Genomic DNA, 16,146 nt, shown 5'->3' with positions numbered 1-16,146 from the left:
AAAGGAATCTCCAACCCCACCGAACGGTGAGGCCGGGGATGTCAACATATCTGGCGTTGACTTTTGGCACGCTGTTGAGTTCTCAAGGAACGGTGACTTCCTTCGGTCCGCCTTCCAGCGGGCCCTCCGGGCGCTTCGTTCTTTCGTGTTCCTAGCTTACCAGATGTTTTCCGCCCCGTTTCCGGCGCTTCGTTCATCCAACTCGCTTGCGTCTTCTGCGACCTGACGGCCCGTCCGACGTTTCAAACTCTAACCGATACCCGCCTTGTAAAGCGAATTCGGCCCGATCTTCTGAATTTGCACACGACAAATCAGACCGACCCGCGACAAGGCGCGAGCCAGTTCGAATGAGAAGTGGTGTTTCAAGAGATCGGCCACCCCGGGACCGTCCGTGCAGAGCGCGCGTCCGGTTCTCCCTGTCAGGCAGCTCGGAGAACACTAGACCTCTGCGAGGGCGACGTCAACCCGTGGCTGGAGGCCTGTCCGACGGGACCTGGAAGGCCAGGACCGCGACGTCGTCGTCGTGGTCGGTGGTGACGCCCATGGTGCGCAGCAGGCGGGCGCAGACCACGTCGGGGTTGCCGACGGCGCCGGCCAGGGTGTGGGCCAGCTGGTCGATGCCGTGGTCGATGTCCTCGTCGCGGCGTTCGACCAGGCCGTCGGTATAGAGGACGCCGGTGGTGCCGGGGAGGAGGCGGAGGGTGTGGGAGATGTGGGTGCCGCTGCCGGTGCCGAGCGGGGGGCCGTTCTGTTCCTCTCCTCGTAGGACGGTGCCGTCGGGGCCGCGGAGGAGGAGGGGGAGGTGGCCGGCGGAGGCGTAGACGAGGGTGGCGGGGGCCTGGTCCCAGACGGCGTAGGTGCAGGTGGCGATCTGGTTGGCGTCGATCTCCATGGCGAGGCCGTCGAGGAGGGTCATCACCTCGTGCGGGGGGAGGTCGAGGCGGGCGTACGCGCGGACGGCGGTGCGGAGCTGGCCCATCACGGCGGCGGCGCGCAGGCCGCGGCCCATGACGTCGCCGATGACCAGGGCGGTGCGGCCGCCGCCGAGGCCGATGACGTCGTACCAGTCGCCGCCGACGGCGGCCTCGGCGCCGCCGGGTTGGTAGGTGGCGGCGACGGTGAGGCCGGCGGGCTGTTCGAGCTTCTGCGGGAGGAGGCTGCGCTGGAGGGTGACGGCGGCTTCGCGTTGGCGGCTCTCGGCCTCGCGCAGGCGGGTGGCGGCGAGGACCTGGTCGGTGACCTCGGCGGCGTAGACGAGGACGCCGACGGGGTGGCGGACCGCGTCGTCGTGGGTGCCGGGGCCCTCGGGCGGGGCGAGGGGGGCCGGGCCGGCGCCGACGAGGGCGGCCGTGGCGGCGGCCGCGGCCGCCGGGTCGGTGCCGCCCTCGCTGCCGAGCGGGACGCAGGAGACGTTGTAGTAGCGGCTGCCGTCGAGGCCGATGATCCTGCGGGCCTTGACACTGCGGGGGCGGCCGCTGCGCAGGGCCTGGTCCATCAGGGGGAGGACGCCGAGGCCGGCGAGTTCGGGGAGGGCTTCGACGGCGGGGAGGCCGGGCGGGCGGTCGCCGAAGAGCTCGCGGTAGGCGCGGTTGGCGTAGCCGAGCTGGTGGAGGGGGCCGTAGGTGACGGCGACCGGGGCGGGGAGGCGGCCGAGGACGTTCCGCAGGTCGTAGAGCTCGTCGATCTCGCGCAGGTCGAGCAGGGCGCCGGGCACGCCGGGCTCGCGCGGGGCGGGCAGGTTGACCGGCTCGCCGGGCGCGGAGGGCGGGGCGGGGCGCCAGGCTGCTCCGGTGAGCCTGGCGCTCCAGCGCATGAGGTTCAAGCGAGGGCCGTTCCTTCGGGGGACCAGCTCGGCGGGTCCGCGAGTCCCCGGGCGAGTTTCTGACGGATCATCACATCGTGTGCTCGACAGGCCACTCGGCGTGATGGTCCGGACGGGCTGATCCTGTCAGGCCTGAGTGCGATTCCGGAAGTCGTACGACCATTGCGGGGTGTTTCGTCCCACCTTGTGGGACGTACTGCGGCAGGAGCCGCACCGGGCCGGTCCGTCCCGGTCACGGCTTGAAGCCCGCCTCGAACTCCGAGCGGGGGTGTTCGACCGCGCCCAGCGAGACCACCTCCCGGCTGAACAGCCCGCCGAGCAGCCAGCCCGTGAGCACCCTGATCCGCCGTTCGGTGCTGGGCAGGCCCCGCAGGTGGCGGGCCCGGTGCAGCCACCAGGCGCGGCGGCCGGTGAGCCGCCCGCCGCGGCTGGTGTGGGCGACCGCGCGGCGCAGGCCGAGCGAGGTGGAGCAGCTGACCCGGCCGGGTTGGTAGGGCGTCAGGGGACGGTCCGTCAGGGCCGCGGCCAGGTTCTCGGCCAGCAGGGTGGCCTGGGCGACGGCGTGCTGGGCGTTGGGGGCGCAGTCGGCGGGGTGGCCGAGGCGCTCGGGGGCGGTCGGGTCGGGGACGGAGGCGCAGTCGCCGGCGGCCCAGAGCGCGTTCACCGCGACTCCGTCAGGTCCGGCGGCCTGGAGGGTGGGCAGGCAGCGCACCCGGCCGTGCCGGTCGAGCGGGAGGTCGGAGTCGCGCAGCAGCGGGGCTGGGCGGACGCCGGCCGTCCAGACCAGGGTGCGGGCGCAGAAGCGGCTGCCGTCGGAGAGGCTCATCAGGCGGTCGGCGGCGGAGTCCAGGGTGGTGGCGAGGCGGACGTCGATGGAGCGCTCGCGCAGCTCGGCCAGGGTGTGGTCGGCGAGCTCGGGCGGCTCCTCGGGGAGGATCCGGTCGCGGGCCTCGACCAGGATCCAGCGCAGGTCCTCGGGCTGGAGGTTGTGGTAGCCCTTGGCGGCGTACCGGGCCATGTCCTCCAGTTCGGCGAGGGCGCCGACCCCGGCGTAGCCGGCGCCGACGAAGACGAAGGTCAGGGCGGACTGGCGGAGCTCCGGGTCGCGGGTGGTGGAGGCCAGGTCGAGCTGTTCGAGCACGTGGTTGCGCAGGGCGACCGCCTCGCCGACGGTGGCGAAGCCGAGGCCGTGCTCGGCCAGGCCGGGCACGGGGGCGGTGCGGGAGACCGAGCCGGGGGCCACCACCAGGACGTCGTACGGGAGTTCGGTGAGCTCGACGGCGCCGTCCCGGTCCACGGGGGTGAGGGTGACCCGGCGCTCGGCGTGCTCGATCCGGACCACCCGGGCGGTGAGCACCCGGCACTGGGTCAGCAGGCGGCGCAGCGGCACCACCACGTGGCGGGGGTCGACCGAGCCGGCCGCGACCTCGGCCAGCAGTGGCTGGTAGGTGAGGTACGGCCGGGGCTCCACCAGCGTGATCTCGGCCCGGCCGTCGCGGAGTTCGGCCTTGAGCAGCTGTTGCAGGCGCAGGGCGGTGGCGGTTCCGGCGCAGCCGCCGCCGACGATCAGGATCCTGATGGGGCCACCTCTTTCCGGGGTGAGCACGGGTGCGCGGCCGGGGCCCGCCCGGCCGCGTCCTCCATGACGCCCTGTCGGGTGGTGTCTTGTCCACAGGCCGTACCGGATCGGGTGGTGGAAACCGGCCGAAGAGTGGGCCGGCAGGTGGACCCCGGGTGGCCGGGATTTGCCGTCGTCCCGGCCTTTAGGTCCACTTCTGCCGCGAACTTCCTTGAACTATGGTCGGATTGTGCGTTGGGCCGGACCGGTGCCGGCCCCGTGGAGCTGTCCGACTGCAGTGGGCCCGACCGGGGAAGGTTGGTGCGGAAGTCCGCCCGATCCGGGGCGGCACCGTCCTGCTCGGGCACCGCCGTGCACCTGGGGGGTGCCCGAGCGGCCGGACTGTGTGGCGCCCGTCCGGGCGCCTTCGGGGGAGGTTGTCATGACTGATCAGGAACAACTGTTGGGGCTGCCCGTGCCACTAGCGGCGGATCGCAACCCGGCCGGAGTGGTGCCGGAGCAGCGCGGGCCGGGTGCCCGGGAGAGCTATGCCGCGCCTGACGAGCCCTCGGGCGCGGCACGGCTGCGGGTGGACGCCCGGCGGAACCTGGAGAGCGTGCTGCGCGCCGCCCGCCAGGTGTTCGGCGAGCTCGGTTACGGGGCCCCGATGGAGGAGGTCGCCCGTCGCGCCGGCGTCGGCGTGGGCACCGTCTACCGGCGCTTCCCGAGCAAGGAGGTGCTGGTCCAGCGGATCGCCGCCGAGGAGGTGGCGTGGCTGACCGCTCAGGCCAAGGAGTCGCTGTACGGCGGCTCCGGACCCTGGGAGGCGCTGGCCGGGTACCTGTCCCGGGCGGTCGGCTCCGGGGCCGGCCGGCTGCTGCCGCCCTCGGCGTTCCGCTACGCGGAGGAGCTGGCCACCTTCCGGGACGCGGCGGAGCCGCAGGTGCCGGAGCAGCTGCGCCGCTCGGAGGGTCCCGGGGCGTACGCGGCGGAGCCGGCGGCGTACACGGCGGAGCCCGCCGGACGGCGCGCGGCCGAGCCGGCCGGGGACGCGGACCCGCGCCAGCTGCTGCACCTGTTGGCCGCGCTGGTGGCGCGGGCGGGTGCGGCGGGCGAGTTGCGGCCGGGGGTGACCGTCGCGGACGTGGTGCTGGTGCTCACCGCCGCCGTGCCGGTGCACGCCAGGGCCGCGCGCGAGGAGGGCGCCGAGCCCGCCGAGGGTCAACTCCACGACGCCCCGGCGGAGCGGCTGTTGCAGATCCTGCTGCACGGGCTGCGGGCCCGCTGAGCGGTCAACACCCGTACCGAGCGCGCATCCTGTCGGTGGGTCCGGGGCCCGGAGGTCTTCCGGCCCCGGACCCCCGGCGGTGCCCGTACGGGTGGGTCAGGACGGCTGCGGCTTCCCGTGTCCGCTCCGCTATGCCATTCTTTGGCCGTGGTTGGAGCCATTGTCCCGTTGCGCGCCGTTCGCCCGGCCGGAGCCGCGGCCCGCGCCGGGTCGGTGCGCCGGGCGGTCACCGTGCCCGGTCGTAGGGTCTCCGTGCCCGGCCGGACGGTCTCCGGGCGCACCCCGGCCCGGTGGGAGGCACGTTGAGCGCCGAGGAGCAGAACGAGCACGGCCACGGGCTCGACGCGCCCGGCCAGGTGCCGGACCAGGCCGGCGCCCCCATCCGCGAGTCGCTGCCGGGCGGCCGGGCCGCCGCCGTGCCTCCGGGCCGGGTGCCCGGGCAGGCCGCCGCCGGACAGGGCGGGGTCACCCCGGAGGCCTTCATGGGCGTGCCCGGGGAGCCGCCGGCCCGCCCGGTGGTGCCCGCCCCGGCCGATCCGGTCGACGGTGAACGGCCGCCCTCCGACGCCGAGTTGACCGCCATGGTGCGGGCCGGTGACGACGGCGCGTACGAGGAGATCTACCGGCGGCACGCCGACTCGGTGCGCCGCTACGCCCGGACCTGCTGCCGGGACAGCTTCACCGCCGAGGACCTGGCCGGCGAGGTCTTCGCCCGCACCCTGCAGGCCCTGCGGGCGGGCAAGGGGCCGGAGTTCGCGGTCCGCGCCTACCTGCTGACGGCCGTCCGCAACGTGGCCGCCGCCTGGGCGCGCAGCGAACGCCGCGAGCAACTGGTCGACGACTTCAGCACGTTCGCCAAGACCTCGGCCGCCACCATCGACCTGGACCTGGCCGACCCGGGTGCGGACGCCTGGGCGATGGCGATGGCCGACCAGCGGATGGTGATGCAGGCCTACGCCGAACTCCCCGAGGACGACCGGGTGGTGCTCTGGCACACCGAGGTCGAGCGGGAGTCGCCGAAGACCGTCGCGGTGATGCTCGGCAAGACCGCCAACGCCACCGCCGTCCAGGCCCACCGGGCCCGGGACCGGCTGGCCGCCGCCTTCCTCCAGGCCCACGTGTCGGGCAGTCAGGACCGGGACTGCGAGGCCTACGCCAACCGGCTCGGCGCGTACGCGCGCGGTTCGCTGCGCAAGCGCGCCTCGGCCGAGGTCGGCCGGCACGTCCAGGAGTGCGACCGCTGCACGGCCGCTTACCTGGAGCTGACCGAGATCAACACCGGCCTGCGGGCGCTCCTGCCCGGGGGTGTGCTGGTCTGGGTCGGGGCCGGGTACTTCACCGCTGCCGCCGCCGCGATGGGGCTCGGCGCGGTCGGTGCCGGGGCGGTGGCGGGGGCCACCGCGGCCGGGAGCGGAGCGACGGCGGGCGGAGCGGGAGCGGGCGCGGGAGCGGGAGCCGGTGCGGCCTCCGGTGGAGGGTCCTCCGGTGCCGGGGCGGTGGCCGGCGAGGGGCTGGGGACGGCCGCCAAGGCCGGGATCGCGGCCGGGATCGCCGTGGTCGCGGCGGCGGTGGCCGCGTACGCCTTCACCGGCACGCCCGAGCCCAGGCACCCGGCGGCCGCACCGGCCGTCTCGGCCCCTGCGGCACCGCCGTCGGCGGCCGCCGCACCCAAGCCGGTGCCGGCCCCGCCGACTCCGACGCCCACGCCGGAACCCCCGGAGGAGCCGACGCCGACGCCCGCCCGCCCGACGCCCGCTCCGGTGCGGCCGGCAGCCTCGCCGACCCCGTCACCGACGCCTTCGCCGAGCCCGAGCCCGAGCCCCACACCCAGCCGGGCGCCGGAGCCGCCCGCGCCGACGCCGACCCCGCCGGAACCGCCGGTGGTCACCCCACCGCCGACGCCCACCCCGCCGACGGTGCCGAAGCCGACCCCGTCGCCCACCCCGACCCCGCCCGAGGTCGTCGACTTCTGGGCCGACGACCTGCCGTTCGGCCCGCAGGGCGGTCACCGTGACCCGCCGCCGACCCCGACGATCCGCCGCGGCGGCGGCTGGGTCTGGCAGCGCACCGGCCTGTGGATCGGCGGCACCCGCTACCAGCGCGGGCTGAGCGCCCGGGTGCCCTCGCAGACGACGGTGGACCTGAACCGGTCCTGCACCTCGTTCCGTGCGGTGGCCGGGCTGGACGACGGCGGCCTGCGGTTCGGCACGGTCCGCCTCTCGGTCGAGGGCGGGGACGGCACGGTGCTCTGGCGCTCCGGCCCGCTGACCCCGGGCGGCCGGGCCGTGCCCGTGACCGCCGACCTCACCGGGCAGCGCTCGTTCCGCCTGGTCGCCCGGCCGGAGTCCGGGGGCTGGGGCCTGATCGACCTGGCCAGCTGGGCGGATGCCCGGATCAGCTGTAGCTGATCCGGGCATCCGGGGCCGCCGCTTGACGGATGGTCAGACCGCGCAGCTGTCGTCGTCGCAGACGGGGGCCGCGGGGGTCTCGGCGGCGGTCTCGGCGGCGACCTGCTCCAGGACGCGCAGGAAGGTCTCGGCCTCCTGGCCGCCCTGGACCGCCCACTTGCCCTCGAAGACGAAGGTCGGCACGGCGGTGATGCCGATCTCACGGCCCTCGGCGATCTGCGCCCGGACCTCCTCGGCGCCCTCGTCCCCGGCCAGGTAGCCGGCCACCCGCTCGCGGTCCAGACCGGCGGCGGCCGCGATGTCGGTGAGCGCCGCGCGGTCGCCGATGTCCACGCCGTCGCTGAAGTGCGCCTTGAGCAGGGCCTCCTTGAGCACGCCCTGCACCTCGGGGCCGTACTCGGTCTCGGCCAGGTGCAGCAGCCGGTGGCCGAGGAGGGTGTTGGCGTGCAGCGCGGTGGCGAAGTCGAAGGTGATCCCCTCGGTCCTCCCCAGCTCGGTCACCCGGGCGTCCATCGCCACGGACTGCGGGCCGTAGCGCTCGGCCAGCCACTCGCGGTGCGAGGAGGCGGTCTCGGGCGCGTCCGGCACCAGCTGGTACGGCCGGTAGACGACCTCGACGCCGTCCTTGCCCTCGAAGCGGTCCAGCGCCTGCTCGAAGCGACGCTTGCCGACGAAGCACCACGGGCACGCGATGTCCGACCAGATCTCGACCTTCATGACTCTCCTGCTGCTCCGGGTGTTCGGGGGACGGAAAGGTGAACTATCAACCAAGCTGTCCTGATTCCCGGGCGGATGGAGGGGCGCTGTGACGGCCCTCACCGCGGTGGGGCGGTCAGACGGCGTCAGACGGCGGGCGGGGCCGGGACCACCAGGACCGGGCAGGCGGCGTGGTGGACGGCGGCGGTGCTGACCGAACCGAGGAGCAGGCGGCTGAAACCGCCGTTGCCCCGGGTGCCGACCACCAGGGTGTGCTGGCCGCGGGTGCAGCGGAGCAGGACCTCGACGACGTTGCCGAGCACCACGTGCAGGGAGAGCGGGCCCTGGAAGGGGCGGCCGCGGGTGGACTCGACGGTGGCGACCGAGCGGCGCAGACCGTCGGCCATGCTGGCCGAGAGGCGCTCGATGCTCTCCTGCACCAGCTCGATCATCCCCGGCGGGTAGCCGGTCGGGGACGGGTTGACCACCGCCAGCACGTACAGCGGCAGGCCGTACAGCTCCGCCTCGCCCATCGCCCGGTCGAGCGCCCAGAGCGAGCCGTCCGAACCGTCGCACGCCGCCAGCACCCCGGGCGGACCACCGACGGGCTCCTCCTCGGACACCGGCAGACTCTCGGGGGCCGTCACCTGCTCCGCACTCGACACTCCCCCATGATGGCCCGTCAGACTCCCGAACCCGGGCAGACGCGGCTGCGGCCCCGGGGGCGCGGGGAACGGCAGCACGTGCAACTGGCTCGACTGCCCCGACCTCACACCGGTCCGCCTTCCGGACTCGCGCAGTTCCTCGCGCCCCCGGGCGCTTGCCCTGCCGCCTCTTCAGCTCAGGCGGGGCGGGCCAGGGCCGGGCGGGTCGGGGTGGGGAGTCCGGTCCAGGCGGAGCCGTGGCGGCGGGCGTGGATGCGGCGGAGCCAGAGTTCGGTGGAGACCAGTTCGGCGAGGCCGGCGACGGTGTCGGGCGGGATCTCGGTGGCGCGGGGGCCCAGGGAGGCGAGGGCGGTGTGGACGGCGGGGAGGTCGATCAGGCCGGCCTCGGCGAGGAGCGGGGCGCGGAAGAGTGCGGTGAGCCCGTCCGCGGCGAGGTGGAGTCCGGCGAGGTCCGCCGTGGTGCGGTCGGGGTGGGGACCCCAGCCGGGGGGAAGGTCGGCGCTGGTCGCCCCGGCCAGGACGGCGCGCAGCAGGGCGTGCCGGGCGCCGGGCTGGAGGCGGGTCTCGTCGGGGAGCAGGCGGGCGGCCCGGACCACCTGGTTGTCCAGGAAGGGGGCGTGCAGGCGCTGGCCCTGCTGTTCGGCGGCGTGCAGCAGGGTGCGGTACTCGGCCGCGTGCCGGTGCAGGGCCTGCCGGGCCCGGCGGGCGCCGGGCGGTTCGGCGGGGGCGGGGCCACGGGCGGCCAGCCGGAGCCGGAGGGCGACGGCGGAGAGGGCGTCGTCGGAGAGCCAGCGGGCGGCCGGGCCGGGGACGCACCAGGCCAGTTCGGCGGTCGACCGTTCGCCGGGGCCGCCCCCGGCCGTCCGGTGACGGGCCGTCAACCGGACCGCGGCGTCGTCCAGGGCCTCCGCGTACCGGGCGCGGGCCAGCCGGTGGGCGGCGCGCCAGACCGTCAGGGGCGTGCGCAGGGTGCCGAACGCGCCGGTAGCCGCCGCCCGTTCGGCCCCGGCCAGCGCGGCCACCGGTGCGGCCAGCCGCCGGGCCCGTCCGGCCCTGACCAGGTCGGCCAGTCGGGCCGGATGACCGTCGAGCACTTGGCGGGCCCCGTAGCCGGTGAGGTGGTCGGCGCCGCCCGCCTCGAAGCGGTGGCCCAGCCGGGCGGCGGCGACCAGGGCGGTGCCGGGTTCGTCGGTGAGCGGCCCGGGCGGCGGCGCACCGACGCCGGAGAGCGCGGCCAGCTCCGCGTAGGGGAGCGGGGAGGGCACCAACAGCTGCCGCAGCCGCGGCAGTTCCAGCTCGGCGCCGGGCGGGACCTCCTCGGGGAGGGTCACCGCGGTGAGGCGCTCGGGTGCCGCCGGGCCCGGGCGGCGGCCCGCCGGGCGGGCCCAGGAGCCCTTGACCGCACCGTTCCTGGGCGCGGGGGCCTCGTCGTCACGGCCCTCGTCCTGACGGGGCGGCGGCCCCTCCGGGCCCGGGGCGATCGGCACGGCGGCGGCCAGCAGCGCCACAGTGGCCGAACCGGTGCCGTACGAGAGGTCCGCCCCGAGCCGGGGCCGGCCGGTGCCGCCCCGGGAGGCGCGGACCCGGCAGCGCACCGACTCCAGCAGCGCGCGGGTCAACTCCCTGACCGCAGGGGCTTCCTCACGCGGGGTCGGTGCGCCGCCCCGCTCCGGCTCGTAGCCGGAGACGTGCGCCCTTCCGTTGCGGATCCCGAGCAGATGACCGGGCGGCACCTTCCGCACCCCGCGGTACGGCGTGGACTCGCCGAGCACCTCGGGGGACTCCGGGCAGGCCAGCCGGGCCGCGAGGTGGCCGGTGTCCAGCGGCGCACCCACCAGGTCGGCCAGCGGGAGGGCGGCGGTGGCGTAGGCGGTGCCGCCCTCGTACGGAGTGTGGAAGACCGGCAGGACGCCCGCCAGGTCGGTGAGCAGCACGGTGGACCGGGGGCCGGTGCGGAGCACCGCCGTGTAGCTGCCGGGCCAGGTGGTGAGGTGGTGGACGGCGCCGCCGCGGGCGGTGGCGAGGCCGGCGGCGAGCTCGGCGTCGGAGGCACCGCAGCGGCCGAGGACGGCGAGGCGGACGGTGCCGGGCGGCTCCGCCGCGGGGTCGGCGGGCGGCGGGCCGGTGGTGACCACGGCCGGGGCCCCGGGGCGCAGCGTCACCAGCCGGATCTCGTCCGGGCGCCAGTCACCCACCGCCCAGAGCGGACTGACGCCGGGCCAGAGCACGGTGGCGGCGATCGGTCGCACCTCTCCGAGCCCCGGCCCGGGCGAGCTCCCGCACCATCCCGTGAGCCACCGCATCGCGCCTCCCGCCAGCCCGAAGCCTCCGGAGGCCATCGTGCCACCATCTCCCCACGGGATCACGGGACTTGCGGCAGTAGACGGACCGTCAGGAACGCGGCCCGGCGGCGCCTCGGGGCCGAAGGCCCCAGGGGCGCGAGGAACTGCGCGAGTACGGAAGGCGGGCCAGCGCCAGATCGGGGCAGGCGAGCCAGTTGCACGTGGTGCCGTTCCCCAGCGCGCAGTTCCCCGCGCCCCTGATGGCCCTCCGGGCCACCGGGCCGCGCGGACGGACCGGGCCTTCCCCTCCGGGGCCCGGGCCGTCCGTTGACGTGGGCATCGCGGAATGGCCGAAATGCGTCACCCCGCCCGGGAGGGCATCCGCATGCCCTCCCGGACCCCACCCCCGCCCGCGGGGATGTCGGCGGAGGTGTCCCCCGGCCCGCCGGGTCCTCGACGACGGGCCGACCCACAGCCCCCAGCGAATCGCCGACCAGCCCATCGGGCCAGGGGGCACAGCCGGGCGCACGTCTGCACCGGACCGGAGCACGCCCGTCCGGCACGACCCCGTGGAGGCTGCGGCGCCCGCGCACCACCCCCCGCGCGACCCGTAGAGCGGCACACGATCCCGCCATCCGGAATCCGGACTCTTAACCCTCGGAACCCGGACGACTACGCTAGGTGGTGCAAGCAGTGGCTCGCGCCGGACGCCGTCGGCGGGCACGCCACCCCGTCCGCCACCCACCCACGGCCTCCGCGCCGTTCACGATCAAGCCACCGTGCACGGGCGCGCTCACTCCGCAGACCCGCCGCACCGCGCCAGGGGGTGCCGCCGCCACCATGACCGCCAGTTCACGAGGGCCGAACGAGCGGCTCGGCACGCTCCTCACCGTCGCCCAGATCAGCAACGCCGGCCTGGCCAGGAGGGTCAACGACCTGGGCGCGCAGCGGGGTCTGACGCTCCGTTACGACAAGACCTCGGTGGCCCGCTGGGTCAGCAAGGGCATGATCCCGCAGGGGCCGGTGCCGCACCTGATCGCCACCGCGATCGGCTCCAAGCTGGGCCGCCCGGTGCCGCTGGACGAGATCGGGCTGGGCGACACCGACCCGGCGCCGGAGCTCGGCCTGGCGTTCCCGCGCGACGTGCCGGAGGCGGTGCGGTCGGCGACCGACCTGTGGCGGGTGGACCTGGAGCTGCGCCGGGGCCCCGGCGGCGGGCGGTGGAGCGACAGCCTCGCCGGGACCTTCTCGGTCTCGGCGTACGCGACGCCGGTCTCCCGGTGGCTGATCACCCCGGCCGACGGTTCGGTCGCCCGGGAGGCCGGGGTGGCCGACCCGAGCGGGTACCGGGTGGGGCACTCGGACGCGGCCAAGCTGCGCGAGGCGGCCCAGGAGGCCCGGCGCTGGGACTCCAAGTACGGCGGCGGGGACTGGCGTTCCTCGATGGTGCCGGAGTGCCTGCGGGTGGAGGCGGCGCCGCTGCTGCTCGGCTCGTACAGCGACGCGGTGGGCCGGGCGCTGTTCGGCGCGACGGCCGAACTGACCCGGCTGGCCGGGTGGATGGCCTTCGACACCGGGCAGCACGAGGCGGCCCAGCGGTACTACATCCAGGCCCTGCGGCTGGCCCGGGCCGCCGCCGACGTGCCGCTGGGCGGCTACGTGCTGGCCTCGATGAGCCTGCAGGCCTGCTACCGCGGCTTCGCGGAGGAGGCGGTCGACCTCGCCCAGGCCGCGCTGGAGCGCAACCGGGGGCTGGCCACCGCGCGCACCATGAGCTTCTTCCACCTGGTGGAGGCCCGCGCGCACGCCCGGAACGGGAACGCCGCCGCCTGCGCGGGGGCGCTCTCCGCCGCCGAGAGCGCCCTGGAGCGCGCGCGGGCGGGCGACTCCGATCCGGCCTGGATCGACTTCTACGCCTACGACCGGCTGGCCGCCGACGCCGCCGAGTGCTTCCGGGACCTGGGCGAGCTGTCGAAGGTCCGTCAGTTCACCCGCGAGGCGCTGGCCCGGCCGACCGAGGGGTTCGTCCGCTCGCACGGCTTACGCCTGATCGTCTCCGCGATGGCCGAGGCCGAGGCCGGCGACCTGGACGCGGCGGTGGCCGCCGGCGAACGGGCGGTGGACGTGGCCGGCCGGATCTCCTCCCAGCGCAGCCGGGAGTACGTGCTGGAGCTGCTCCGCCGCCTGGAGCCGCACCAGGAGGAACGCCGGGTCCGCGAACTCACCGAACGGGCCCGCCTGATGCTGGTCGCCCCGGCGTAAATCCACGTGCCCCCTCCCGCGCCGCCCGGTTAGTCTCGTCCTCGTCCAGGTGCGCAGGTGGGGGCTACTTCGGCTCTGTGGGTCGCGGGTTCGAATCCCGCTGCCGCTCCGGCGGTGTAGCTCAGTTCGGGAGAGCAACAGCAACGCCTCCGCCGCTCTTGTCCTCTGGACGCTCTCGTCACCTCGGGGTGCCCGCACCGGGCGCCCCGAGGTGTTTCCGTCTCCGAGCGAGTGAGGATGTCCAGCATGTCCCGGTTCAACCTCCGGCGGCCCTCGGTGCCGCGCCGCGGTCCGGCTTCGGCGGTGACCGGCACGGGGCAGGTGACGACCAATCACAACGGCGGCACCGGGCACCTCCGGGACGCCCGCTCCGAGCTCTTCCTGCTCGCGGTGGCCAACCTGGTCGGCCAGCGCTCGTTCTACGAGCAGGCCGCCGACCGGGACGACCGCTACTCGCTGCTGGTCCGCCGGCTGGCGGTCAGCGATCCGGAGTGGACCCTGGCCCTGCTCCGCTGGCTGCGGTACGGGGCCGGACTGCGCACCGCCGCCCTGGTCGGCGCCGCCGAGTTCACCCGGGCCCGCCTCGACGCCGGGGCGCCCGGCTTCTCCCGGCAGGTGGTCGAGACCGTGCTGCGCCGGGCGGACGAGCCGGGCGAGCTGCTGGCGTACTGGACCTCCCGCTACAGCCGGGCCCTGCCCAAGCCGCTGAAGCGCGGCGTGGCCGACGCCGTCCGCCGCCTCTACACCGCCCCGGCCCTGCTCAAGTACGACACCGCGGCCAAGGGCTACCGCTTCGGCGACGTGCTGGAGTTGACCCACCCCGTGCCCGACCCGCAGCGGCCGGGTCAGTCCGAGCTGTTCCGCTACGCGCTGGACCGCCGGCACCACCCGGAGAGCGCCGAGCCGCCCGCCGGGATCGAACTGCTGTGTGCCCACGACGAGTTGACGCGGGTACCGGTGGAGCAGCGGCGCGCCCTGGTGACCGCCCCCGGCGGGGCGGAGCGGCTGGCCGCGGCCGGGATGACCTGGGAGTCGCTGGCCGGCTGGCTGCAGGGCCCGCTGGACGCGGCGGTCTGGGAGGCCGTCATCCCGTCCATGGGCCCGATGGCGCTGGTCCGCAACCTGCGCAACTTCGACCGGGCGGGCATCGGCGAGCAGGCCGCCGCCGAGGTGGCCCGGCGGATCTCCGACCCGGAGGAGGTGCGGCGCTCCCGGCAGTTCCCGTTCCGCTACCTGGCCGCGTACCGGCACGCCGCCAAGTCCCGCTGGGGCACCGCGCTGGAGACCGCGCTCGGCCACTCGCTGGCCAACGTCCCCGCGCTGCCCGGCCGGACGCTGGTCCTGGTGGACCGCTCGGGCTCGATGTTCGACCGGCTCAGCGAACGCACCGAGCTCAACCGGGCCGACTCCGCCGCGCTGTTCGGCACCGCCCTGACGCTCCGCGCCGAGCGGGCCGACCTGGTCGAGTTCGGCTCCGGCCACCAGCGGGTCGAGCACGCTCCCGGCGAGGAGGTGCTCCGGATCATGGACCGCTTCGGCTGGCTGGGCGGCACCGAGACCGCCGCGGCCGTCCGGGACAACTACCGGGGCCACGACCGGGTGGTGATCCTGACGGACGAGCAGGCCGCCCGCGGCGACGTGCTCGCCGCCGTGCCCGCCGAAGTCCCGGTCTACACCTGGAACCTGGCCGGGTACGCCACCGGCTACGCCCCGTCCGGCGGCGGCGCCCGGCACGTCTTCGGCGGCCTCTCGGACGCCGCCTTCGGCCTGATCCCGCTCTTGGAGCGAGGCCGGGACACGGGCTGGCCCTGGGAGTAGTGCCCGCCCCCGGCGGGGTTTGCCCGACGGGGCACACTCCGCCGGGGCAGGCACTAGGTTGACTGCTCGTCGGCTGGGATGCGGGACCGAGGGGCGGGTTCATGGGCGAGAAGTACGACGTCGTGGTGGTGGGCGGGGGGATCGTCGGGCTCTCCACCGCGTACGCGCTGACCGCGGCGCGGCCGGGCGTGCGGGTCGCGCTGCTGGAGAAGGAGCCGGAGTTCGCCGCCCACCAGACCGGGCGCAACAGCGGGGTCATCCACAGCGGCGTCTACTACAAGCCCGGCTCCCTGAAGGCGAGGTACGCCACCGAGGGCGCGAGCGCGATGGTGGAGTTCTGCCGCGAGCAGGGCATCGCGCACGAGGTCACCGGCAAGCTGATCGTGGCCACCCGGGCCGACGAACTCCCCCGGCTGGCCGCCCTGGCCGAACGCGGCCGGGCCAACGGCATCCCCGTCGCCGAGCTCGACCGGGCCGGCATCGCGGAGCACGAGCCCGAGGTCACCGGCCTGGCCGGCCTGCACATCGGCACCACCGGCATCTGCGACTTCCCTGCGGTGGCCCGCCGCTACGCCGAACTGGCCGCCAAGGGCGGGGCCGAGCTGCTCACCTCCACCCCGCTCACCCTGGTGCACCGCCGGGCCGACGGCCTCACCCTGCACGCGGGCGGCCGCGAGCTGCACTGCGAGGTGCTGGTCAACTGCGCCGGCCTGCACAGCGACCGGATCGCCCGGCTGGCCGGGGACGAGCCGGGCGTGCGGATCGTCCCCTTCCGCGGCGAGTACTACGAACTCACCGAGCAGCGCCGGTCGTTGGTGCGGGGCCTGGTCTACCCGGTGCCGGACCCGGCCTTCCCGTTCCTCGGCGTCCACCTCACCCGGGGCGTCCACGGCGACGTCCACGTCGGCCCGAACGCGGTACCGGCACTGGCCCGCGAGGGCTACGACTGGCGCACCGTCAGCCTCCCCGACCTGGCCGAGACGGCCCGCTTCCCCGGCACCTGGAAGATCGCCCGGCGGCACTGGCGCTACGAGCTCGGCGAACTGCACCGCTCGCTCTCCAAGAAGGCCTTCACCACCGCCGTCCAGCGGCTGCTCCCCGCCGTCACCGCCGCCGACCTGGTCCCCGCCACCGCCGGCGTCCGCGCCCAGGCCGTCGCCCCGGACGGCACCCTCCTCGACGACTTCGCCTTCGCCGGCTCCGGCCGCACCGTCCACGTCCTCAACGCACCCTCGCCCGCGGCGACCGCTTCGCTCCCGATCGGCCGCGAAATCGCCGCACGGGCACTCGCCGCCCTGCCGTAGGTGGTTCCACCGGGGGCGCGGGGAACTGCGCGCGGGGGAACGG

At 75.6% G+C, this 16,146-nt stretch carries 9 protein-coding genes and 1 pseudogene; 5 read left to right on the top strand and 5 right to left on the bottom strand.

Going from position 1 to position 16,146, the window contains the following annotated elements; all coding sequences use genetic code 11:
* Nucleotides 1-472: 472 nt before the first annotated feature.
* Nucleotides 473-1,822 (bottom strand): annotated as a pseudogene (locus ACWEPF_RS29195) (PP2C family protein-serine/threonine phosphatase); the annotation flags it as partial.
* A 232-nt stretch (nucleotides 1,823-2,054) separates the two neighbouring features.
* The gene (locus tag ACWEPF_RS29190) at nucleotides 2,055-3,428 is read right to left on the bottom strand and encodes an NAD(P)/FAD-dependent oxidoreductase (RefSeq protein ID WP_452174891.1); all 1,374 of its coding nucleotides are present in this window, start codon (nucleotides 3,426-3,428) and stop codon (nucleotides 2,055-2,057) included.
* Nucleotides 3,429-3,822: 394 nt separating this feature from the next.
* On the opposite strand from ACWEPF_RS29190, the gene ACWEPF_RS29185 reads away from it, so the two are divergent.
* Together ACWEPF_RS29185 and ACWEPF_RS29180 are read left to right on the top strand one after the other, a co-directional pair.
* Nucleotides 3,823-4,668, top strand: a complete 846-nt coding sequence (locus ACWEPF_RS29185) for a TetR/AcrR family transcriptional regulator (protein WP_345282673.1) — start codon at nucleotides 3,823-3,825, stop codon at nucleotides 4,666-4,668.
* A 302-nt stretch (nucleotides 4,669-4,970) separates the two neighbouring features.
* Complete coding sequence (locus ACWEPF_RS29180) at nucleotides 4,971-7,076, top strand: sigma-70 family RNA polymerase sigma factor (RefSeq protein ID WP_452174890.1); 2,106 nt, start codon at nucleotides 4,971-4,973, stop codon at nucleotides 7,074-7,076.
* A 33-nt stretch (nucleotides 7,077-7,109) separates the two neighbouring features.
* Here ACWEPF_RS29180 and ACWEPF_RS29175 read toward each other — a convergent pair whose 3' ends face one another.
* The 3 genes from ACWEPF_RS29175 to ACWEPF_RS29165 form a co-directional block, all read right to left on the bottom strand.
* On the bottom strand, nucleotides 7,110-7,793 hold the full coding sequence (locus ACWEPF_RS29175; RefSeq protein ID WP_452174889.1) for a DsbA family oxidoreductase: 684 nt from the start codon (nucleotides 7,791-7,793) through the stop codon (nucleotides 7,110-7,112).
* A gap of 125 nt (nucleotides 7,794-7,918) precedes the next feature.
* On the bottom strand, nucleotides 7,919-8,437 hold the full coding sequence (locus tag ACWEPF_RS29170) for a universal stress protein (protein WP_345282667.1): 519 nt from the start codon (nucleotides 8,435-8,437) through the stop codon (nucleotides 7,919-7,921).
* A 176-nt stretch (nucleotides 8,438-8,613) separates the two neighbouring features.
* The gene (locus ACWEPF_RS29165; protein WP_452174888.1) at nucleotides 8,614-10,686 is read right to left on the bottom strand and encodes an asparagine synthase-related protein; all 2,073 of its coding nucleotides are present in this window, start codon (nucleotides 10,684-10,686) and stop codon (nucleotides 8,614-8,616) included.
* An 873-nt stretch (nucleotides 10,687-11,559) separates the two neighbouring features.
* Here ACWEPF_RS29165 and ACWEPF_RS29160 point away from each other — a divergent pair.
* From ACWEPF_RS29160 to lhgO, 3 genes are all read left to right on the top strand, one after another.
* Nucleotides 11,560-12,981 (top strand): MFS transporter, encoded by a 1,422-nt coding sequence (locus tag ACWEPF_RS29160; RefSeq protein ID WP_380150558.1) that lies wholly within the window; start codon nucleotides 11,560-11,562, stop codon nucleotides 12,979-12,981.
* A 246-nt stretch (nucleotides 12,982-13,227) separates the two neighbouring features.
* Nucleotides 13,228-14,799, top strand: coding sequence for a TROVE domain-containing protein (locus tag ACWEPF_RS29155; RefSeq protein WP_452174887.1), 1,572 nt, complete (start codon nucleotides 13,228-13,230; stop codon nucleotides 14,797-14,799).
* Between the two features lie 101 nt (nucleotides 14,800-14,900).
* Nucleotides 14,901-16,103: an L-2-hydroxyglutarate oxidase gene (lhgO, locus tag ACWEPF_RS29150; RefSeq protein ID WP_345282662.1), complete on the top strand. Its 1,203-nt coding sequence runs from the start codon at nucleotides 14,901-14,903 to the stop codon at nucleotides 16,101-16,103.
* Nucleotides 16,104-16,146: the final 43 nt, after the last annotated feature.

Source organism: Kitasatospora sp. NPDC004289 (genome assembly GCF_053602875.1).
Note: the sequence above shows the minus strand (reverse complement) of the source record. Positions and strands in the feature narration are given on the sequence as shown.